Consider the following 17,997-nt stretch of genomic DNA (forward strand, 5'->3'; position numbering starts at 1 on the left):
ACCTTTCGTACAGAAATTACGTTCTCCGAGAACTGATTCGCGTAGCGGGTTTCCATTCTGTCAGTGATGGACAACGGACGAACGATTCGCCGCTACTACGCCTACCGGGCCACCACCGCGAACGGGTTCTGGATGCCCTACGCCTACGTGTATCTGCTCCAGCAGGGGTACGGCGAGGCAACCTTCGGTCTCGCCAACGCGGCGTTTCTGTTCACGATGGTCGTTGCCGAGATTCCGGCGGGGTACGTCGGCGACCGTGTCGGCCGACGGGCAAGTCTCGCGGTTGGCAATCTGCTCGCTGCGGTCGTGTTCGGTCTCTACGCCGTCGTCGGTAGCGAAATCCAGGTGGTCGCCCTGTTCGCGGTGTGGGGCGTCGGTTACGCCTTCCACTCCGCGGCCGGCGAGGCGTGGCTGTACGACCTGCTCAACGAACGCGACGGGGGAACGATCGACGAATTCGCCCGCGCGAGCGGCCGCAGCGAGACGGTCTCGCTCCTGACATCGGCCGCCGGCGCGCTGGCCGCCACGCCGCTGTACTGGGTCGACCCCGCGCTGCCGTTCCTGGCGAACGCGCTGTTGAGTGGGGCCGGACTCCCCGTGCTGGTCGCGCTGCCGTCGACTCGCGGGGAGTCCGAAACCGTCGCCTCGATCCGGGGGACGGTCCGACTGCTGGGCGCCCAGGCCGCCCGGCCGGAGATTCGGTGGCTGGTCGTCTACACGGCGCTGTTCAACGCCCTGCTGTCGGTGACCCGGTGGCTCGAACAGCCGGCACTGACGGCCGCCGGCGTTCCCCTGGCCGGATTCGGTGCGCTCTACGCGTCGTTCCAGCTGGTCTCGGCGGCCGGGACGTCGACGACCGGATGGCTACAGGACTCCCTCGGCGCGAAGCGGTTCTTTCTGCTGCTTGCGCCCCTCGTCGGGGTCGCTTACGGTCTCGTCGCGGTCCTGCCGGCGTTCGTGGTCCCGGTGGTCTACCTCCGCCGGGTGTTGGCACGGGTCGTCGGCCCGCTCCGGAATCAGTACCTCAACGACCGCCTCGACGGGGACCGCCGAGCGACGATGTTGTCGGGCGTGTCGATGGTGTTGACGCTCGCTAGCGGCGCTAGCGCCGCCGTCTTCGGTCCCGTCGCGGGGGGCGCTCGGGCCGCTCTCGTTCCTGCCGCGTGCCGGGATGGTCGTCGCCGCCGCCGCGGTTCTGTTGTGGGTAACGACAGCACCAGTGCGACCGGCACCGGACGCCCGGACGACCCTGTCCGAGACGGGGGCCGACGACTGACTACCTGCCTCTGTGGCGGCCGACGCCCTCCAGGTCCCCTCTCCGCCGACGTTCGCCCCGTCGTCCGGAGGAGCAGCTTCGAGTCCGAACGCACATCTACATCTAGAAAATAAATAATTAAAAGAAAATAAAAATATTGCTCTAAGTTCCTCGGGGGATCGCACGGACGGAGACGAGAATAGGGTCTGGATACCGGTGGAACCCTCGTAGTGATGATTATTCAAAAATAAAGTACAAAAGAGTTAGAATTGATATGAAAACTCATTCAATAAAAAATATCAAACAACAGTAGACAAAACAAAAGGAAGAAATGCGGATACGCTCGTCACGAGACGCACGTATCGAACCAGTTCGACATATGGATAACGGTCGGATGTAACATACAAAAAATAGTATATTAAAGACTACCCACAAAATAAAATTCATTTCTATCGAGGGTCGGCAACGGGGATCACCGAACGGCGTCCGATCGGACACCTGCTCCGGCCGTCTCCCAGATACCGGGAACGACCGGCGAGCACTTGTCGAGCGGCACCGAAACTCCACCCGTCACCGCACGGCGGCAGCCGATTCGACCGCCGACGAATGCGGACACACTCACAGCCATGGACATCGCCGATATCGTCTCCGAAGATTACGTAGAGTTCTCCCCAGACACGCCCGTCTCGAAGCTCGCCGGCGCGTTCGACGACCCCACCGTCGCGGGCGTCGTGGTACACGGCGACGAGTTCGAGGGCGTCGTCACCCGAAGACAGCTCGCCACTTCCCACCACCAGCCCAACGAGAAGGTCGGCTCGCTGGTCCGGCACGTCCCACGGCTCGCCCCCGACGAGGACGTCCGCAAGGTCGCCCGGCTCATGATCGACAGCGACGCGCGGCTCCTTACCGTCTTCGAGGGGGACGACCTGACAGGCGTCGTCACCGTCGACGACATCCTGCGGGCGGTCGAGCCGTTCCTCGACGCGGCCACCGTCGCCGAAGCCTACACCGCCGACCTCGTCGTCCTCGACCCGGCGTCGACGTTCGGTGAGGCGCTTCACCTCCTCCGGGAGAACCGGATAAGTCACCTCCCGGTCGTCGAAGACGGTACGGCCGTCGGCGTCCTGAACCTCTACGACGTGGCCGACTTCACCGTCCGTGCCGAGCAACGGAGCAAGGGCGGCAACGCGGGCGGGACGGACGCCTTCGGCGGGGACGTATCCGCCAGCGCCGGCCGGTCACACGGAGGATTCGGCGCCAGAGAGGGCGAACTCGCCCGGGTGCTCGACCTCCCGGTCCGGGACGTCATGACGTCGCCGGTACGCACGATCAACCCCAAAGCGACCCTCGAGCAGGCCGTCGAGGAGATGTTCGCAATCGACGGCTCGTCGCTGGTCGTCACCGAGGACGGCCAGCCGTTCGGTATCGTCACCAAGACCGACGTTCTCGACTCGCTCACCTGGGAGGCGGGCGGCAACCGATCCGTCCAGCTATACGGCGCCGACCTGCTGGACGATATGCAGTACGAGGACATCGTGGCGATGGTCGAGAAGTTCGACGACCGCGACCACGGGATGGCCGTGCTGGACGCGAAGATCCACCTCCACGAGCACGACGAGAAACTCCGCGGGACGCCGCTTTTGCTCGCCCGCATCCGACTGCACACCGACCGGGGGCTGTACATCGCGTCCGGTGAGGGCTACGGCGCGAGCCACGCGATCAACGAGGCACGCGACGTGCTCGAACGACAGATCCGCGACCGCAAGACGTACGGTGAAAGCAAGAAACCGCCGGGCGAGGAGTTCTGGGAGAAGCGGTTCGGCTGGATGCTCGAGGAGTAATGTCGGTCTCGGGTCGTGGGTATCGAATCCCGGGATTCCACCGTCGGTGATGTCGTCCGACAACCGGGCTGGACGGCCCCGGACAGGTTACCCATCCTCGAGCGGTGTCTCGTCGCTGGCCGTCTCCTCGCTCCAGGCGTCCTCGCCTTCGTCCTCCGCTCCCCAGTCGACGTAGGCGTCTTCGATCGTCTCCACCACCGTCCGTCCGAGGTCGGTCAACTCGGCGGTCGCCTGCGAACCGAGGTCTTCCCGTCCCGCGAGTTCCCTCGGGACGCCCGGAACCTCGAAGCGAACTTCGTTCCCCATCGGGTCCCAGTAGACGTCGAGCAGTTCGAGCAGTCCGGCCTCGTGGACGGTGCGGTACTCCGTTTCGGTCAGGTCCGTGTACTCGGCCCACTCCTGGAACGCCTCGCTCCAGGCGCCGTCCCGGAGGATCTCCTCCAGTTCCTCGCGGCGGAGGTCGACCGTGCCGTCGAGCACCTCCTCGGGATCGAGTTCGCTCGGTAACGGACGGTTCGTCAGGTCCGGCGGGTCCGGCGTCTCGACGTCGAGTCCCATAGGTGCCGTTTCGGTGACCAGCCGTATAAACGGACTCCCCGGATCGTCCCGGCTCTCCCCCGGTACCAAAACGCTGCGGGACGTAGGGGCGGTCATGCGCACCCGACTCCCCGACTCGCCGTGGACGCCGGTCGCCTGCTGTACCGTCGTTCTCCTCCTCGCGTCGATGGTGCCGTCGCCGTTCCAGCGGCACCCGGAGTGGCGATGGACCGGCCCGGACAAGTTCCTGCACCTCCTCGGACACGCGGGCTACGCGGTGGCGCTCGCGGACGCGCTGGCGGCCGGCCGGTGGTCCGACCGGGACGCGGCGGTCCTCGCGGTGTGCATCTCGACCGGTCTCGGTCTCGTGGCCGGACGGCTCAAGCGGCGGGTTCCCGGACGGGCGTTCGAACCCGCAGATGTCGTCGCCGGTCTGGTCGGTTCGCTCCTCGCCACCTTCGGGTGGTACGCCGCCGACGACGCGCGAACCGGCGATCCCGGGACGTGACTCGAATGGACGGGTCGGCCGCCGCGCCGCCGAACTGCTCCGTCGTCGCTGCCCGTCGAGCGGGCGCGCCTCGCGCCGTCATCACGACTCCTCTTTCGGGCCGAGGCGGTACGCGACGACGTTCGTCCCCCCGTGCGGCGAACCGCGTGCGTTCCGGATCGCCGACAGGCACGGTCAACAATTAATTGTCCCGCCGCCGAAGCCCCTCCATGGGAACGATCCTGCTAGCCACGGATGGCAGCGAATACGCACGAGCGGCGGCCAGACAGGCCATCGATCTCGCCGAGGATCGCGGGGCGACGCTGCACGTCATCTGCGTCGTCGACCAGCGTCGATTCGACGATCCCGCGCTCAGTTCGGCGGAACTGGCGACCATCTACGCGGAGGACCACGCCTCCGTCTGCGTTCGAGAGGTGACCGGCATGGCCGAAGCGCGGGACGTTCGCGTCCAAGGTGACACCCGGCACGGAATCCCTCCCGAAGTGATCCTCGAGTACGCCGACGAGATCGACGCCGATCTCATCCTCATCGGCGAGCACGGCGAACACGACGAGCACTTCTCGGGCGTCGGACGGAAGGTCCTCAAGGAGAGTAACAGAGAGGTACGCGTCATCGAAGCGGGAATCTGACGGGACGATGGACGGTAGGACACCGCTCGAGGCCCTTCTGGAGGTCCGGCGGGCTGGCATCGAGACGGCCACGGATCGGGCTCGTACGGCGTCCCGGCTCCCGGACCGGATCGCGGAGGCCGCGTCCGTCGAGGTCGAGACGTCCTGACGGTCCGGGCCGACCGAAGCGCCGTCCGTGATCTCGCATCGGACCTCGATCTCTGGTTGCTCCCGTGGGTTCGGATCGCCGACCTCGACATGAGCGTCCCCGCCGGAATGGGGACGCTCGTCGAACTCCGGGTACCGTCGAGCTCGGACCTCGTCGGCCAGCGGGTCGGCGACATCCGGTTCCGGCAACGGTACGCGGCGACGATCCTGGCCGTCCGGCGCGGGGAGACGGTCGTCAGGGACTCCTTCGAGAACGTCGTGGTCGCGGCAGACGACGTTCTCCTGGTCCGGACTGCGGGTGACAACATCGACGTCCTTCGTGACGTCCAGAACCTCGTGGTGACCGCGGTCGTCGGCGAGGGCCTGGTCGACGGTCCCCCGAGTGCAGGCGGGACCGGCCGGGAGGACCGCGCGTGGCTGGCGCTCCTCGTCGTCGCCGGCGTCGTCTCGACGGCGGCGCTCGGGTTGGTCTCCATCGCGGTCTCGGCGCTCGCCGGCGTCGTCGCCATGGTCGTGACCGGCATCCTCGAACCTGGGGAGGCCTACGACGCCGTCGCCTGGGACGTGATATTCCTGCTGGCCGGGATGATCCCGCTCGGCATCGCCCTCGAGAACTCCGGCGGGTCGCAGTTCCTCGCGGAACTCGTCGTGCTGTTGGCCCGCGCCGTCCCGCCTCTGGCGGTCGTCGGTCTCTTCTACCTCGTGACGGCCCTCGTGACGAACGTCATCAGCAACAACGCGACCGTCGTTCTGCTGATCCCCGTGGCCGTCGACGTCGCCTTCCAGCTCGGTGCGAATCCCTTCGCGTTCGTCCTCGCCGTGACGTTCGCGGCGAGTACGTCGTTTCTGACGCCGATCGGCTACCAGACGAACCTCATGGTGTACGGTCCCGGGGGTACGAGTTCGCCGACTACTTCCGGGTCGGGGCACCGCTGCAACTCCTCCTGGCGGTCGTCACGACGGTCGGCATCTGGGCGTTCTGGGGCGTGTGAGACGCGGGCGAGACGGCCGGAGCGACGGGCGAGGCTACCGTTCCGGCCAGTGACGGGCGAGACCACCCTTTTGCCCGCGCCCGTCGCGTTCCTGTTCGTACCCTGGTGAGTCCCGTCCCGCGAGAGCGACCTCGCAGAATTATGGTGGTGGCGGGCGAACTCGCCGGTATGCTCTCGGACAAGGTAGCAATCGTCACGGGCGGCGCCACGGGCATCGGGAAGGCGATAGCGGCCGAATACGTCGAACAGGGCGCGGAGGTCGTCATCTGTGGACGGACCGAGTCGACGGGAACGGCGACCGCCGAGGCGGTCGGCTGCGAGTTTCGGCAGTGCGACGTGACGGCGTTCGAGGAGGTGGAGGCGCTCGTCGAGGGCGTCGTCGACGACCACGGCCGACTGGACGTCATGGTCAACAACGCCGGCATCGGGAGCGAGTCGAGTCTGGACGACATGAGCTTAGAGGAGTGGCGGAACGTCATCTCGACCAACCTCGACGGCGTCATGCACGGGTCGAAGGCTGCGCTGCCGCACCTCCTCCGGTCGGAGGGCTGTATCGTCAACATCGAGTCGATTTACGGTCTCCGGGGCGGGAAGGGCGCCGCCGCCTACTCGGCGGCGAAGGGCGGCGTCGTCAACTTCACCCAGCAACTCGCCGTCGACTTCGCCGACGACGGGGTCCGCGTGAACGGCATCTGCCCCGGGTTCGTCAGGACGCCGATGACCGACGACCTGCTGGAGACGGAGCGGTTCTACGAGTTCATCAGGTCCCGAACGCCGATGGAGCGGCCCGCCGAACCGGAGGAAATCGCGCCGCTTGCCGCGTTCCTCGCCTCCGACGGCGCCTCCTACATCACTGGTGCCAACGTCCCGGTCGACGGCGGGTGGACCGCGTTCTGATCGGCGACCGGTCGGCCTGCTCGCGTGGCGGGGCACGGCTACGGACACGTCGGGTCCGGTCGCCGTCCCGCCCCATCGCGTTCGCTCGTCGGACACCGCGGGTGGTCGAGCGGCGGACGAGGTCGTCCCCGAGGCGACTCCCGAACTCGGGGACGTCGAGGGTACGGTCGACGGCGTTTCGAACGGCCGACCGCCTTACATGTACATCCGGTTGTTGGGGTACTCCTGTCCCTCCTGGGCCTGCGCTCCGTCCTGAAGCGCCTGCATCCGCTGGGCGAGTTCCTCGTAGTACTGTTCCATCTGTTCGGCCCGCTCTTGCAGTTCCGCCTCGTCGACCTCGATCCCGTACACCGGTTCGAGCGTGTCGAGAAGCCGGATCGCAGCGTCGAAGTCGGGGCCGGGAAGGTGCGTGGGCGTGATCAGGGCCCCGGTCGGCGGCGCCTCGCCGTCGAGGCTCCGGATCAGCAACTCGCCGATCACTCCGTCGAAGAAGCCGCCCGCGAGGGGGCCGATGTCCGGTTCTTCGCTCGGGAAGTGTTCGGCCCGGTACGCCTCCGTGCCGACGTGGAAGACGAGGTGTTCGTCCTCGCTGTGCGGAAACGGGGCGCCGTACAGTATCGTTATCTCCTCGATTCCGTGCCCGTCGGTCCACTCGAGTACGGCGTCGGTCAGCGGATCGGCGACCCAGACGGGAAGGAACACCTCGCTTATGAGCACCGTGACGTCGACGTCGATCGCGTCGTAGAGCCGGATCGGGTGGCGGGGCTGTCCCTCCGTGAACGGCGTGATGTCGGGCAGGTTCTGGGTCTTGACGTGCCCGATCTGGTTCGTTTCGGCGTGGGTGACGACGTAGTCGGTCGCCGTTAGACCGGCCACGCCGACGCCGGCCATCCCGACGAGCAGTTTTCCGCCCTGCACCGTGTCCTCCGTGAGCGCCACTTCGAAAGACGGTTCTTGCGCCATAGTGGACGTTCGGCCCCCGAGGTAATAATCGGTACGTCCCGTCCTCTCGGTCGGGACCTGCGTCCGGGACCGAGCGCGGCGGCGGTGGACAGTTACCTTTTACCTCCCGCCGGACGATGTCAACATCGGATGCTCGTCGAGATCGGCGGCTTTCTGGCCGGCCTGACGCTCCTTTTGGTCGGTGCCGACCGGACCGTCGACGCCGCCGCGGAGGTGGCGCTCTACTACGGCGTCTCCACCTTCTTCATCGGCGTCACGATCGTCTCGGTCGGGACCTCGATTCCCGAGATGACCACCTCGGTCTACGGCGCTCTCTACGGCGCCGGCGATCTCCTGGTCGGGAACATCGTCGGCTCCGAGACCGCCCAGATTACGCTCGCCATCGGCATCGTCGCGCTCGTCTCCCGTATCGAGACCGAACGGCGGAACGTCCTCGTCTACGGCGGTGCGATGATCCTCGCCATGATCATCATGATACTCGTCCTCGAGGACGGCGAGATCATTCGCTCGGAGGGGTTCCTCATGATGCTCGCCTACGTCGCGTTCGTCCACGATCTCTACTCGCACGAGGGGGGCGAGGAGGTGGTCACCGAGGTGGTCGAAGCGCGGACGCCTCCCCGGGCGGCGCTCCCCTGGATCCTCGCGGGGATCGTGTTGATCGTCGTCGGCGGACATCTCATGGTGACCAACGGCATCGCTGTGGCCCGCCTCGTCGGCCTCCCGGAGTTCCTCGTCGGTCTCCTGACCGGACTCGGCACGACCGCTCCCGAGATCGCCGTCGCCGGTCTCGCGGCCAAGCGGGGCGACGCCGGCATCTCGGTCGGGTCGCTGCTCGGGAGCAACATCACCGACCCGGTCTTCTCGCTCGGCATCGGTGCGCTGGTCGCCGATGTCGCCGTCGCCGACCCGCGGACCGTCTTCGTCTCCACCGGCTACATGCTCGCCGTCTCGCTGGCCGTGCTCGGACTCATGTACTGGCGACGGGGTATCGACCGCCGCGGTGCGGTCCTCTGTGTCCTCCTCTATCTCCCCTCGTTTTTCCTTCTCTGAACGCCCGAGTCCTCTCGTTTTTCCTCCCCTGAACGCCCGCCTCACGGACGCGCCGACGCGGGGCGGGCGAAGAGTTAGGACGATGGCGGCCTAACTCGGACGTATGGGTGACACGCGAGAGGGCCGCGACAAGAAGGGGCTCGACGAGGAGAAAACACAGCGCGAACAGGAACTCGAGGAGGAACTGGAAAACGAGGAAGACGCCGAGGAACGGGACGCGGAGGAGGCCGACGCGGAACTCGGCGAGGACGAGTAACGGCGGCCACGCGAGGGCGGGGCGAGCCGGAAGAAACGCCAACGGTCGCCGACGCCGTTCGTTCGAGCGTACCCGACCGTCGTGTTGCGATATCGGGACGACGCGTCGGAAAACGAGTGCCGTCGACGGCGGCCGGCGACTACTCGATTTCGATGTTGCGGGCCTCTTCGACCTCGAGTTTCGGGAGTGTGACTGTCAACACGCCGTTCTTCATGCGGGCGTTCACGCCTTCCTTGTCGACGTCGCCGGGGAGCCGGATCGACCGGCGCATCGACTCGCGTCGGCGCTCCCGTCGCAGGTACTGTTCTTCTTCTTCCGCGGTGGCCTCCTCGTGTTCGGCCTCGATGCGGAGCGTGTGGTCCGTGACCTGAATCTCGACGTCGTCCCGCTCGAACCCCGGTAGATCGACCGTCACGACGAACTCTTCGTCGTGGTCGACGAGGTCGACCGCCATCTCGTCGAACTCGGACGTCCATCTGCGGAAGGGTCCTTCCGGCTCCCACATTCGGGTCGAGTCCTCGAACTGGTGGCTCATGCGGTCGAACAGGCGTTCCAACTCCTCGAAGGGGTTCGTTCGTACGCTCATGGCGTGTACCTCCGGGACGACAGTACGACGAGCGGTCCGAAATACTGTGGGGTGATTACCACCGACTGGGACTTCTCGCGGCGCTTCCGTCGGCGGGCGTGGTCGGGCGTGGCCGGGCGGTGATCCGGGCGAGTCGGAAGCGAGAGCCGTGCGGCCCGCGGTTCGACGCCGCGTGCGGCCCGGACGACGCTGGAGGCGACCGTCGACGCTCCAGCAGGTCTATCCGCCCCACTCGCCGCCGATGTCCTCCGTGACCCGTTCGCGCCAGATCTCGAAACGCTCCTCGCAGGCCGGGGCGTCCTCGAGGTGGTCGATGAATCCGGCGCCGCCGTCGGACAGCCCGGTTCCGCAGAACGGACAGAAATCCGGACGGTCCCACTCCGGCGAATCCCGCGGTGGATGCGAATGACTGGGCATATACGATCATCGCGCCCTGACACCATATATATTGACACGCCAACCGACTCCCGGCAGCGGGCCGTCGCACGAACGGCCTTGTGGTCTCCGATACGGGCCTCGGGGCGTAACCCACGCCCGACCACGCCCGCCGACCGACGCAGGCGGCTCCCTTAGGGACCGATTACCGGTGGAACGGGACCGATACGCGGAGTAGGCGGCACTTACCGGTGTAACAGACCTAAGTTTGTTATGGGACACGACGACGCTCCTCCCGGTGTTCCGGAACCCGCCGACTGCTCTGCCGTTACGGACGTGGTACCGTACCGGATGGCGTGGCTGTGCCCCGTGGGAGCGTGCTGTGGCCTCCGAGACCTGCGACCAAAACTTCAGAATTGTTTGCTCGCCAATCTCCGACGCTGGAGCGGGAGAAACCTCGTCCGATCTGACCAGAAGTATAAAAATAAATATATTATAGGAATTTTGTATTTTGGAGTTGATTCCGGAGTCGTCGGTAGCGAACGGTTCGCTCGGATTCGTCGGTCCGACGGGTACGGACTACCTGGGCATCCATCTCCCGCGCCGTCCGTCGGTTTCTTCGCGGTCTTGGTCTGTTTCGTCGTCCGTACGGGGCGGCCTTCGGTAGCTCAACCCGGCTTCTTTCAGGAGCCGTCGACAGCTCGGCAGCGAGTACTCGACACCGTACGCCTCTTCGAGGTGTTTCTGGGCGAGTGCCGGCGTCCACGTCGGCGCGTCGATGCCGACGGCCCCGGGCGGGTCGTGTACGGTCGCCTCGAATATTTCTTGCTGCTTTTCCGAAAGCTTTCGATTCCTTCCAGATCGACTACCATCTGTGACGGCCTGCTCGAGTGACTCCCCGGTGTCGAGCCGGTCGAGCCAGCTATAGATCGTGCGTCGTTGCACGCCGTGCCACTCGGCTAGCTCGGTCTGTGTGATGCCGTTCTTGTAGGCGATCGCCGCAAGCAGTCGCTGTGCCGGACGCTTCCCCTCCACGGCGTCGAGTGCGTCCTGCAGTTCTTCGACGGTGATCTCGTCGAGGTGATCCATCGACAGTCGAAACCGTCTACGAGTAAAAAATTCTAACGGTACTGTGGTCTCGATCGGTGTCCGGCGTGTACTCGGGTGGCCGATACGGGATTCCGTGCCGTTTCGTGGACGGCGTCGGCCGTCGGGTCCCCGGGCGACCCTGCCGTTCTCGACGCCTGCCGGTACGACCGCCGATTTCGGGCGATTCCCCTCTCGATTCGGGCGGGACGAACGGTGACGGAACTCGGTCCATCGATCCAGTGCGGTGATCGTCTCGACGACGGGACCCGGTCGCGCGTCCGACGGTTCGGGGACGCACTTATGCCGGTGTCCAGCGTACTGTTCGGTATGAGCGATACGGAGTCGACAGCAATGGATGACGACGAGCGTGACGCGTTTCTCGGGACCGGCGGCACCGGTGTCATCTCCTTTCCCGACTCGGAGGAGGAGCCGCCGTACTCCGTGCCGATCTCCTACGGCTACGACCAGTCGGAATCGGTCTTCTACTTCCGGATTTCCGTCGCCCCCGATAGCGAGAAGGGGGAGGTCGCCGGCCGTCCCGTCACGTTCGTGACCTACGGGCAGGTGGACGACGTCTGGCGGAGCGTCGTCGTGAAGGGGCGCCTGGAAGAGACTCGGGAAGACTCGGTCGCCACCGAGTCCTTGGCGGGACTCCGGCAGGTCCACATCCCGCTCGTGGACATCTTCGGCCGCCCCGCGAAGGACGTCCCGTTCGAGTTCTACCGACTCGTCCCAGACGAGATGACCGCCCGAAAGGAGTCGAGCACCGCGATCTAGCCCGGTCGGACGGCCGAAGTCCGCCGTAGCGTACGGACGCGGTTCGAGCGCCGTCCGTGAACTGCGTCGCCGCCCTCCGCTCGGCCGTCTACCGGTTCAGGTACCGCTCGACGAGCGACCGCAGTTGGTCTTCGCTTTGGACCCCGACTATCTCTTCGACCTTCTCGCCGCCGGCGAAGAGGACGAGCGTCGGAACGCCGCGGACGCCGTAGGTGGTGGCGAGCCGCTGGTTGGCGTCGACGTCGATCTTGGCCACCGCCGCCCCCGTCTCGGCGGCGAGGGTCTCGACGACCGGTTCGAGCATCTTGCAGGGTCCACACCAGTCGGCGTAGAAGTCCGCGAGGACGACGTCGTACTCCTCGACCGCGTCGTCGAGGTCCGCCTGTCCGTTCACGTGAACCGGCTCGCCGGGCGTTCCGGCATCCGTCTCGGATGTACTGTCTGCTGACATCGACCGGTAGTACGGCCCGACTGTATTTAGTAGTTTTGGGAAGAATATACAATACTAAATTCCGGTGCCGCGCTGTCGCTGTCACTCGTGGGAGACGAACACGGGAGGAACGCGCCGGGAGCGCTTACCCTTCGACCGACGGCGTCGTCGCGTCCTGCTCTTCGTACTTCGTCTCGAACTCCTGGATGAGCTGGCCCATCTTGGCGTACCAGTCGTTGAGAAGCCGCTGCATGTCGTCGGCGATGTTCGACGGGTCCGTCGGCTCGTAAACGTGGTAGTAACCGCCCTGGTCGTAGTTCACCTGTTCCTTCTGGATGAACCCGGCCTGGAGGAGCCGCTGGACGGCCCGGTAGGCGGTGGACCGTTCCCGATCGACCGTTTCGGCGATCTCGTCGACTGTGAGCGGTTCTCCGGTGTTCACGAGCGCCTGGAAGACCTCCCTGTCGAGCTGCTTGAGCCCGTGGAAACACTCCAGCAGCCCCTCACACTCCATGTCCTGCTGGAGTTGTTCGGACATCGAATCTGGCATCGTCACCGAATTGGTGTCGAGCGGTTAAAAGACTTGTGCATAGATCATACAATCCTGCACGGTCCCGTGGTCGAACGGGACGCGGGCAGTCCGCGACCGACGGGGATTCGGACCGTTCAGTCGGCCGTGACGGTCTCGCCGTCGGTGGGCGTGGCCCGGAGTTCGCGGACGGAACTGTAGACGACGGCACCGCTGACCAGGAGGGCTGCACCGAGGATGATGACCAGCGCGACCGTGTCGAGAACGGGCATCTCGAGGACGCCACCGATCTTCCGGACCGCGACGGCAATTGCGCCGAGCAGCAGCATCACGCCGAAGTACACCTTGATCTCGTCCTCGTCGACGATGCTCGTCGCCGCGGCGCCGACCCGGGCGCCGAGGGCGCTCCCCGCCAGCAGGGGAGCGACGATGGCGAGGTCGACCGCCCCGTCGAGGGCGTAGAGGAAGCTCCCGATGCCGCCCGAGAAGACGATCTCGAAGAGGTCGGTCCCGACCGCGACGGGGACCGGAACGCCGATGAGGTAGAACAGTGCGGGCATCCGGATGAAACCGCCGCCGACGCCGAGAAAGCCCGACAGCAACCCGGTGGCGAACGCGACCACGAGGATCATCCACAGCGACACGGTGACGCCGCCACGGAGGGATATCATCGGGGGGACCTCGTAGGACTGGATCTTCCTGGCGATCTCGGGGAGGTCCTCCTCGTCGAATCCACCGTCGCTCTCGACGTCGTGGCTGACGCCGCCACCGCCGTCGGTGAGCGCCCGGTGGGTGATGAAGAGACCGATGCCGCCGAGCAGGGCGACGTACGCGACGCTGACGACCGTGTCGGCGAGACCCATCGACTGCAGCAGGTGGAGTCCCTCCTTACCGACCTCGATGCCGGCGGTGGTGCCGGCGATCATTAACAGTCCGAGTTTGTAGTCGACCTGCCCGAGGTCGCGGTGTTTCAGCGTCGCGATGACCGACGTCCCGAAGACGAAGGCGAGACCGGACGCCACCGCGACGTCCGTCTCGTACCCCATCACGAGCAGGGCCGGCGTCACGAGGAAGGAGCCGCCCATCCCGAAGAAACCGAACAGCAGCCCGATGAGCAGGCCGAATCCGGTGAACGTCACCAGCAGTGATGCAGCGATGCCGAACACCTCCATCGTCAGTCACCCCTGATCGCGTCGGTGATGGTCGGTCCCACGACGCTCTCGAGTAGCCCGTAGCCGACGTACAGTACGATGGCTTCCACCAGGACGAGTCCGATGACTCTCCCGGCCTGAGTCCAGCCGCCGAACGATTCAATACCGATCATCGTGCGTCATCTCGTCGCTGATACGTGAACTTGTCCGATTCATACTTTGCTGCGCAATACCACGTAGCGGACTGGGGTTGAAAACGGTTTTGGGTCAAACGCACAATACTATATCTCGGTAACACAGAGATGGCGTCACGTACGTGACTCGTAACTTATCGGCCGAACCACGACCGCGGTCCCGGCTCGAGACGACGAGACGCGGCGCGGGCGGGACCGCGCCAAAACGAGCAGCAACCGTCCGTCTGACGACGCCGGCGGTCGAGGTGGCGAGCGAACCTCACCCCATCGGAAGCAGGAGGACCGCGGCGTAGCCGACGGCGAACGCCAAGAGGAGCGACCCGGCCCACGACCCCACCGTCACGAGTATCTTCCTGGCGTCGACGGCGTCGCCGCCGCCGACCGCCGCCCCGCTCCCGATGATGGCGCTGACGACGATCTCGTTGAACGAGACGGGGACGCCGAGCAGGACCGCCAGCTGTGCTATCAGGAACGACGGCACGAGCGCGGCGATGGACCGACGGGGTCCGAGCGAGGAGTAGTCCTGTGCCAGCGACTTTATCATCCGGGGCGCGCCCGTCCAGGCGCCGACGAGCATCCCGGCGCCGCCGCCCGTGAGGATCGCCAGGACGGGAATCGCCTCCAGGTCGTCGAGGAGGGGGACGAGCGGCCCGACCGCCAGCCCGACCTGGCTACCGCCCGCCGAGAAGGCGACGAGCGAGCCGAGCGCCAGCAGCACCCGCCGCAGTCCGCCGGCGGTGTCGCGGCGAACGTCCCACGTCACGACCCCGGCGACCCCGGCGGCGACGAAAAGCGAGACGGCGACCGAGAACGCGACGCCCTCGGCCTGCATCGTTCGCCGACCGAGACCGACGAGGGATCCCGCCGTTCCGCCCGGCCCGAGGTAGGCGAACTGGACGTTCGCGACGACGACGCCGACGAGTCCGGCCAGCAGGGGAATGCTGTACCGTTCCGGCACGTCTCCCCGCGGGAGGACGCGCGCGATGGCGTAGGCGAGTCCGCCGCCGACGAACGGCGTCAGCACCCAGACGGCGCCGATCTGGAGGTACTTCGGCCAGACGGGCGTGCCGCCGAGCGCGAGTCCGACGCCGACGACCGCGCCGGTGACGGTGAATGCCGTCGCGATGGGATAGCCCGTCCTTATCCCGAACGCCATGAGACCGGCGCCGATGGTCAGGACGACGATGACGGCCGTCGCGGGAAGGCCCACCCCACCGATCAGGCCGCCACCGACCGTTTGCGAGACGTTCGCGCCCTGTACGACGGCGCCCGCGAAACTGAAGACGCCGACGACGAAGGCGGCCCGCATCGTCGGGATGGCGTTGGCGCCGACCGCCGGGGCGAACGGCGTCGCACCGCTGGAACCGGCGCCGATGACCCACGCCATGAACAGACTCGCCAGTCCGGCAACCAGAAACAGCGCGACTACTGACGGTTCCATCGTTGAGTGAGGTGGGACAATGCAGTTAGTCCGCGCCGGCCGTCGCGGGGTCGGTTCCCGTCGTTTTGCTCCGCCAGACGCCCTGTGCGTACGCGCCGAGGAACATCCCGGCCAGCGCCCACAGGATGGTCACGTTGCCGACGCCGAGGCTGGCGTAGGCGGCGCCGGGACAGATGCCCGACAGCCCCCAGCCGACGCCGAAGATGGCGCCGCCGATGACCACGTTCCTGTCGAACGGCTTCAGCCGACGCTCGTAGCGGTCGCCGGTCAGCGGCGCGCCCTCTCGGATTCGTGGCATCACCGCGAAGGCGATGCCGGTGACGGTGGCCGCGCCGAACATGACGAACACCAGTCCGAGGTCCTCGAACTGGAGGAAGTTCAACACGACCTCCGGCCTCGCCATGTGGCTGAAGCCGAGACCGAACCCGAATATCAGGCCGCCGACAAGTATCAGCGGCTTGAACAGCGGATGTCGGTCCGCCATTACGGACTCACCCCCAGTGCGGAGACGAGCTGTGCCGTTCCGATGGCGACCAGGATGAACGTCACCACGCCGACGAGGGACGTCTTCGAGGCCGACCCGACGCCGCAGACGCCGTGGCCGGACGTACACCCCTTGCCGACTCGGGTGCCGATGCCGACCAGAATGCCACCGAAGAACAGCCGCCACGGCTGTACGTCGGTCGACCACAGCGTCACGCCGGCGACCTCGTACAGCTGGCCGGTGGTGCCGGGTTCGTACAGCGACGTCGTGACGACGCCGGACTGGACCGTCGCCGCGAACAGCGCCGCACCGAGGACGATGCCGAGCGTGAACACGACGCGCCAGTCCCGGGAGGCGACGTACTGCTGGAACCGCCGCCGGTCCGAGATGTACGAGAGCGTCGATTCGAGGAACGTACTCGCACCGACCGGAATGCCCGTTCCCAGATAAATCACGACGGCTCCGAGACCGACCAGCAGCCCACCGACGGCGTAGCGACTGACCCCGTTGGGGAACAGTTCGGCGGCCACCTGCACGGCGAGTAAGTCAGCCACCATCGGCGTCGTCAGTCACCGGCCAGGGAGTCCTGGCTCGCCGCGCAGTTGTTCGGTCCCAGCTCGAGCGTGAACGCCGCCTCGTCGTCGACGGCGTTCTGCCCCAGGTTCGTCGCGATGATGTCCTCGTAGTTGGCCGGACGCGGCGGCATGTCCGAGAGGATGAGTTCGACGAAGTCGTCTTCGTCCATCGTGAGCGCGTCCATCTCCTCGACGAGGTCGCCGATGGGTGCGGTGTAGGTGCCGTCGGCGGCGGGCTCGGCGGCGTCGCTGAAGTGAGCGCCGCCGATCAGGACGTCGTCGTCGAGCGTCAGCACCCGCTCCTGCAGCGACTCGTACAGCATACGGGCCGCGTCGGGTGCGCCCTCGTCGCCCTCTTCGAGGTCGGGACGGGCGACGCTCTCGACGAACAGCCCGTCGCCGGTCGCCAGCAGGCTACCGTCGATCAGATACGAGGTCATCCCGGTCGTGTGACCGGGGGTGTAGACGGCCTCGACGGTGGCGTCGCCGACTTCGAAGGTGTCGCCGTCTTCGGCGGTCGTCACCTCGTCGGCGTAGGTGATGCCGCGGTCGACTGCGGCGTCCGGAACGACGCCCTCGACGCCCGCCGCCGCGAGCGCGCGGACGCCCGAGATGTGGTCCGCGTGGACGTGCGTGTCGAGGGCGTACTCGAGGTCGACGCCGAGGTCGGCGGCGTCCTCGAGGTACCGGTCGGTGAATGCCCGGAGCGGGTCGACGACGGCGGCCTCGCCGTCGTCGTACAGGAGGTATCCCAGACAGCCCGAGGAGGGCCGCTGGTACTGCAGGAGCGTCCCGCTCCCGTCGTAGCCGGTGACCTCGACGGCCTCGTAGACCCGGGCCCACCCGTTCATGCCGTCCTCGAGGTGGTTCACGTCGTAGCCGCGCTCGACGAGCGTGCCCGCAACGTACTCGCTGGCGCCGCCCTTGGCACAGAGGACGGTCACTTCTCGGTCCTCGGGAATCGACTCGAGGACGTCCTCGTCGATATCCTCGTCGAGGAACTCGAAGTACGGGACGTTCACCGACGTGACGTTCTCGCCGTCGATGTGCCACTCCTCGTACTCCGAGGTCATCCGTGCGTCCAGCAGCGTCACGGTCTCGTCGGAATCGATGCGACCCTTCAGCGTCTCCGGCGCGATACTTTCGACGTCCGCGTCCGGAGTCGGGAAGTCTTCGGCGTCCATGTCGTGCGTCCCGACCTACCGGATGGACCCACAAAAAAGTTTGTATAGTAATCCACCAACCACACAATATAGAAATAAGGGAGAACACGGAAAACAGATTTTGCAAG

At 66.2% G+C, this 17,997-nt stretch carries 22 protein-coding genes and 1 pseudogene; 10 read left to right on the forward strand and 13 right to left on the reverse strand.

Annotated elements, in window-relative coordinates:
- The first annotated feature begins 66 nt into the window (after positions 1-66).
- A complete protein-coding gene (locus NLF94_RS01760; RefSeq protein WP_254839736.1) occupies positions 67-1,389 on the forward strand; it encodes an MFS transporter in 1,323 nt (440 codons plus the stop codon).
- 492 nt (positions 1,390-1,881) lie between these two features.
- Entirely contained in the window at positions 1,882-3,096 is a 1,215-nt protein-coding gene (locus NLF94_RS01765; RefSeq protein ID WP_254839737.1) for a CBS domain-containing protein, read from the forward strand.
- A gap of 87 nt (positions 3,097-3,183) precedes the next feature.
- Here the strand turns inward: NLF94_RS01765 and NLF94_RS01770 are convergent, their stop codons facing one another.
- A complete protein-coding gene (locus NLF94_RS01770; protein ID WP_254839738.1) occupies positions 3,184-3,654 on the reverse strand; it encodes a DUF7992 family protein in 471 nt (156 codons plus the stop codon).
- 94 nt (positions 3,655-3,748) lie between these two features.
- Between NLF94_RS01770 and NLF94_RS01775 the strand changes: the two genes are divergently transcribed.
- The 5 genes from NLF94_RS01775 to budC all read left to right on the forward strand — a co-directional run bounded on the left by NLF94_RS01775 (position 3,749) and on the right by budC (position 6,806).
- Positions 3,749-4,141: a VanZ family protein gene (locus tag NLF94_RS01775; protein WP_254839739.1), complete on the forward strand. Its 393-nt coding sequence runs from the start codon at positions 3,749-3,751 to the stop codon at positions 4,139-4,141.
- A gap of 209 nt (positions 4,142-4,350) precedes the next feature.
- A complete protein-coding gene (locus NLF94_RS01780) occupies positions 4,351-4,770 on the forward strand; it encodes a universal stress protein (protein WP_254839740.1) in 420 nt (139 codons plus the stop codon).
- A gap of 7 nt (positions 4,771-4,777) precedes the next feature.
- Entirely contained in the window at positions 4,778-4,918 is a 141-nt protein-coding gene (locus tag NLF94_RS01785) for a hypothetical protein (protein WP_254839741.1), read from the forward strand.
- Positions 4,919-5,007: 89 nt separating this feature from the next.
- The gene (locus NLF94_RS01790; protein WP_254839742.1) at positions 5,008-6,018 is read left to right on the forward strand and encodes an SLC13 family permease; all 1,011 of its coding nucleotides are present in this window, start codon (positions 5,008-5,010) and stop codon (positions 6,016-6,018) included.
- Between the two features lie 59 nt (positions 6,019-6,077).
- Positions 6,078-6,806, forward strand: coding sequence for a meso-2,3-butanediol dehydrogenase (gene budC / locus NLF94_RS01795; protein ID WP_254839743.1), 729 nt, complete (start codon positions 6,078-6,080; stop codon positions 6,804-6,806).
- Between the two features lie 195 nt (positions 6,807-7,001).
- Here budC and NLF94_RS01800 read toward each other — a convergent pair whose 3' ends face one another.
- Positions 7,002-7,769: a proteasome assembly chaperone family protein gene (locus NLF94_RS01800; RefSeq protein ID WP_254839744.1), complete on the reverse strand. Its 768-nt coding sequence runs from the start codon at positions 7,767-7,769 to the stop codon at positions 7,002-7,004.
- A 129-nt stretch (positions 7,770-7,898) separates the two neighbouring features.
- On the opposite strand from NLF94_RS01800, the gene NLF94_RS01805 reads away from it, so the two are divergent.
- Together NLF94_RS01805 and NLF94_RS01810 are read left to right on the forward strand one after the other, a co-directional pair.
- Positions 7,899-8,819: a sodium:calcium antiporter gene (locus NLF94_RS01805; protein WP_254839745.1), complete on the forward strand. Its 921-nt coding sequence runs from the start codon at positions 7,899-7,901 to the stop codon at positions 8,817-8,819.
- 103 nt (positions 8,820-8,922) lie between these two features.
- On the forward strand, positions 8,923-9,075 hold the full coding sequence (locus NLF94_RS01810; RefSeq protein ID WP_254839746.1) for a hypothetical protein: 153 nt from the start codon (positions 8,923-8,925) through the stop codon (positions 9,073-9,075).
- Positions 9,076-9,214: 139 nt separating this feature from the next.
- On the opposite strand, the gene NLF94_RS01815 is transcribed toward NLF94_RS01810, so the two are convergent.
- The 3 genes and pseudogenes from NLF94_RS01815 to NLF94_RS01825 form a co-directional block, all read right to left on the reverse strand.
- Positions 9,215-9,661: an Hsp20/alpha crystallin family protein gene (locus NLF94_RS01815; RefSeq protein WP_254839747.1), complete on the reverse strand. Its 447-nt coding sequence runs from the start codon at positions 9,659-9,661 to the stop codon at positions 9,215-9,217.
- Between the two features lie 219 nt (positions 9,662-9,880).
- Positions 9,881-10,078 (reverse strand): DUF7501 family protein, encoded by a 198-nt coding sequence (locus NLF94_RS01820; protein WP_254839748.1) that lies wholly within the window; start codon positions 10,076-10,078, stop codon positions 9,881-9,883.
- A 511-nt stretch (positions 10,079-10,589) separates the two neighbouring features.
- Positions 10,590-11,125, reverse strand: a pseudogene (locus tag NLF94_RS01825) (helix-turn-helix domain-containing protein); the annotation flags it as partial.
- 327 nt (positions 11,126-11,452) lie between these two features.
- Between NLF94_RS01825 and NLF94_RS01830 the strand changes: the two are divergent.
- Positions 11,453-11,902 carry a pyridoxamine 5'-phosphate oxidase family protein gene (locus tag NLF94_RS01830; RefSeq protein ID WP_254839749.1) on the forward strand — a complete coding sequence of 150 codons (450 nt, stop codon included), beginning with the start codon at positions 11,453-11,455 and terminating at the stop codon, positions 11,900-11,902.
- A gap of 88 nt (positions 11,903-11,990) precedes the next feature.
- Here the strand turns inward: NLF94_RS01830 and trxA are convergent, their stop codons facing one another.
- The 8 genes from trxA to NLF94_RS01870 all read right to left on the reverse strand — a co-directional run bounded on the left by trxA (position 11,991) and on the right by NLF94_RS01870 (position 17,890).
- A complete protein-coding gene (gene trxA / locus NLF94_RS01835) occupies positions 11,991-12,353 on the reverse strand; it encodes a thioredoxin (RefSeq protein WP_254839750.1) in 363 nt (120 codons plus the stop codon).
- A 124-nt stretch (positions 12,354-12,477) separates the two neighbouring features.
- On the reverse strand, positions 12,478-12,882 hold the full coding sequence (locus NLF94_RS01840; protein WP_254839751.1) for a helix-turn-helix domain-containing protein: 405 nt from the start codon (positions 12,880-12,882) through the stop codon (positions 12,478-12,480).
- Between the two features lie 116 nt (positions 12,883-12,998).
- On the reverse strand, positions 12,999-14,033 hold the full coding sequence (locus tag NLF94_RS01845; protein WP_254839752.1) for a sulfite exporter TauE/SafE family protein: 1,035 nt from the start codon (positions 14,031-14,033) through the stop codon (positions 12,999-13,001).
- A gap of 2 nt (positions 14,034-14,035) precedes the next feature.
- Complete coding sequence (locus NLF94_RS01850) at positions 14,036-14,185, reverse strand: DUF7512 family protein (RefSeq protein ID WP_254839753.1); 150 nt, start codon at positions 14,183-14,185, stop codon at positions 14,036-14,038.
- A gap of 280 nt (positions 14,186-14,465) precedes the next feature.
- Positions 14,466-15,647, reverse strand: a complete 1,182-nt coding sequence (locus NLF94_RS01855; protein WP_254839754.1) for an inorganic phosphate transporter — start codon at positions 15,645-15,647, stop codon at positions 14,466-14,468.
- Positions 15,648-15,672: 25 nt separating this feature from the next.
- Positions 15,673-16,131: a YeeE/YedE family protein gene (locus NLF94_RS01860; protein WP_254839755.1), complete on the reverse strand. Its 459-nt coding sequence runs from the start codon at positions 16,129-16,131 to the stop codon at positions 15,673-15,675.
- Entirely contained in the window at positions 16,131-16,688 is a 558-nt protein-coding gene (locus NLF94_RS01865; RefSeq protein WP_254839756.1) for a YeeE/YedE family protein, read from the reverse strand. The genes NLF94_RS01860 and NLF94_RS01865 overlap by 1 nt, the downstream gene beginning before the upstream one ends.
- Before the next feature lie 8 nt (positions 16,689-16,696).
- On the reverse strand, positions 16,697-17,890 hold the full coding sequence (locus tag NLF94_RS01870; RefSeq protein WP_254839757.1) for an MBL fold metallo-hydrolase: 1,194 nt from the start codon (positions 17,888-17,890) through the stop codon (positions 16,697-16,699).
- Between the last annotated feature and the right edge of the window lie 107 nt (positions 17,891-17,997).

Origin of the sequence: Natronomonas marina (assembly GCF_024298905.1) — an archaeon.
GTDB lineage: Archaea > Halobacteriota > Halobacteria > Halobacteriales > Haloarculaceae > Natronomonas > Natronomonas marina.

Excerpts from the sequence above, each read along its gene's own strand:
- NLF94_RS01760 (WP_254839736.1), top strand. The coding sequence starts at position 67 with ATGGACAACGGACGAACGATTCGCCGCTACTACGCCTACCGGGCCACC.
- NLF94_RS01765 (WP_254839737.1), top strand. The coding sequence starts at position 1,882 with ATGGACATCGCCGATATCGTCTCCGAAGATTACGTAGAGTTCTCCCCA.
- NLF94_RS01770 (WP_254839738.1), bottom strand. The coding sequence starts at position 3,654 with ATGGGACTCGACGTCGAGACGCCGGACCCGCCGGACCTGACGAACCGT.
- NLF94_RS01775 (WP_254839739.1), top strand. The coding sequence starts at position 3,749 with ATGCGCACCCGACTCCCCGACTCGCCGTGGACGCCGGTCGCCTGCTGT.
- NLF94_RS01780 (WP_254839740.1), top strand. The coding sequence starts at position 4,351 with ATGGGAACGATCCTGCTAGCCACGGATGGCAGCGAATACGCACGAGCG.
- NLF94_RS01785 (WP_254839741.1), top strand. The coding sequence starts at position 4,778 with ATGGACGGTAGGACACCGCTCGAGGCCCTTCTGGAGGTCCGGCGGGCT.
- NLF94_RS01790 (WP_254839742.1), top strand. The coding sequence starts at position 5,008 with ATGAGCGTCCCCGCCGGAATGGGGACGCTCGTCGAACTCCGGGTACCG.
- budC (WP_254839743.1), top strand. The coding sequence starts at position 6,078 with ATGCTCTCGGACAAGGTAGCAATCGTCACGGGCGGCGCCACGGGCATC.
- NLF94_RS01800 (WP_254839744.1), bottom strand. The coding sequence starts at position 7,769 with ATGGCGCAAGAACCGTCTTTCGAAGTGGCGCTCACGGAGGACACGGTG.
- NLF94_RS01805 (WP_254839745.1), top strand. The coding sequence starts at position 7,899 with ATGCTCGTCGAGATCGGCGGCTTTCTGGCCGGCCTGACGCTCCTTTTG.
- NLF94_RS01810 (WP_254839746.1), top strand. The coding sequence starts at position 8,923 with ATGGGTGACACGCGAGAGGGCCGCGACAAGAAGGGGCTCGACGAGGAG.
- NLF94_RS01815 (WP_254839747.1), bottom strand. The coding sequence starts at position 9,661 with ATGAGCGTACGAACGAACCCCTTCGAGGAGTTGGAACGCCTGTTCGAC.
- NLF94_RS01820 (WP_254839748.1), bottom strand. The coding sequence starts at position 10,078 with ATGCCCAGTCATTCGCATCCACCGCGGGATTCGCCGGAGTGGGACCGT.
- NLF94_RS01830 (WP_254839749.1), top strand. The coding sequence starts at position 11,453 with ATGAGCGATACGGAGTCGACAGCAATGGATGACGACGAGCGTGACGCG.
- trxA (WP_254839750.1), bottom strand. The coding sequence starts at position 12,353 with ATGTCAGCAGACAGTACATCCGAGACGGATGCCGGAACGCCCGGCGAG.
- NLF94_RS01840 (WP_254839751.1), bottom strand. The coding sequence starts at position 12,882 with ATGCCAGATTCGATGTCCGAACAACTCCAGCAGGACATGGAGTGTGAG.
- NLF94_RS01845 (WP_254839752.1), bottom strand. The coding sequence starts at position 14,033 with ATGGAGGTGTTCGGCATCGCTGCATCACTGCTGGTGACGTTCACCGGA.
- NLF94_RS01850 (WP_254839753.1), bottom strand. The coding sequence starts at position 14,185 with ATGATCGGTATTGAATCGTTCGGCGGCTGGACTCAGGCCGGGAGAGTC.
- NLF94_RS01855 (WP_254839754.1), bottom strand. The coding sequence starts at position 15,647 with ATGGAACCGTCAGTAGTCGCGCTGTTTCTGGTTGCCGGACTGGCGAGT.
- NLF94_RS01860 (WP_254839755.1), bottom strand. The coding sequence starts at position 16,131 with ATGGCGGACCGACATCCGCTGTTCAAGCCGCTGATACTTGTCGGCGGC.
- NLF94_RS01865 (WP_254839756.1), bottom strand. The coding sequence starts at position 16,688 with ATGGTGGCTGACTTACTCGCCGTGCAGGTGGCCGCCGAACTGTTCCCC.
- NLF94_RS01870 (WP_254839757.1), bottom strand. The coding sequence starts at position 17,890 with ATGGACGCCGAAGACTTCCCGACTCCGGACGCGGACGTCGAAAGTATC.